Source organism: Polaribacter sp. Z014 (genome assembly GCF_023555435.1).
In the GTDB taxonomy this organism is placed as follows: domain Bacteria; phylum Bacteroidota; class Bacteroidia; order Flavobacteriales; family Flavobacteriaceae; genus Polaribacter.
The window spans coordinates 1-648 of record NZ_JALCZP010000116.1; the positions used below are offsets into that span (position 1 = coordinate 1).

Annotated in this window: 1 protein-coding gene; it reads right to left on the bottom strand. The window is 39.2% G+C overall.

All coding sequences use genetic code 11. From position 1 onward, the window contains the following. Positions 1–648, bottom strand: a 648-nt coding sequence (locus MPF19_RS19155) for a hypothetical protein (protein WP_249989865.1), incomplete at both ends; no start/stop codon positions are given.

Consider the following 648-nt stretch of genomic DNA (forward strand, 5'->3'; position numbering starts at 1 on the left):
GTAAAACCTACTTCTGGCATAAAAGTTAATACTCCTGCTCCATCTACACTCCAAACTCCTTCTCCTGGTACAACTAAACTAGTATCCTGTGTTCCTGGTGTTGATGGATCTAAATCTATCGTTCCTGGTACAACTGTATCTCCATTAGTATCATCTAAAACAATATTGAAAATAGCTGGACTTCCTACTGTATTTCCTGCACTCGTATTGTCTTCGGCTACTGGTACATAATCTATTGTTACCGTAGCATCATTTGATACATTACCATCATTGTCCTCTACATTATAAGTAATATCTGTTGGGTCATCGGTAAACCCTGGTAATGGAGTAAATGTAATTGCTCCTGTAACTTCATCTACTTTCCATGTTCCTTCTCCTGGTACAGTAACACTTGTTACATCTCCATTCGAATCAAAATCATCTGTTGTTGCTCCTGATGGAGTTACCAAACTTACGGTAGTTACATCAATAGTCCCATCAGGATCTGAATCTTGTCCTGGTGTTCCTGGTACTGGGTTCAACGTTACTACTCCTGCTGCATTTGATAAATCTGCATCTGCAACTGCTGTTGGTGATTGTATATCGTAATCTATACTTACCGTTGCAGTATCACTTAAGCCTGTTCCATTCTCTGTTAATGTGTAAACG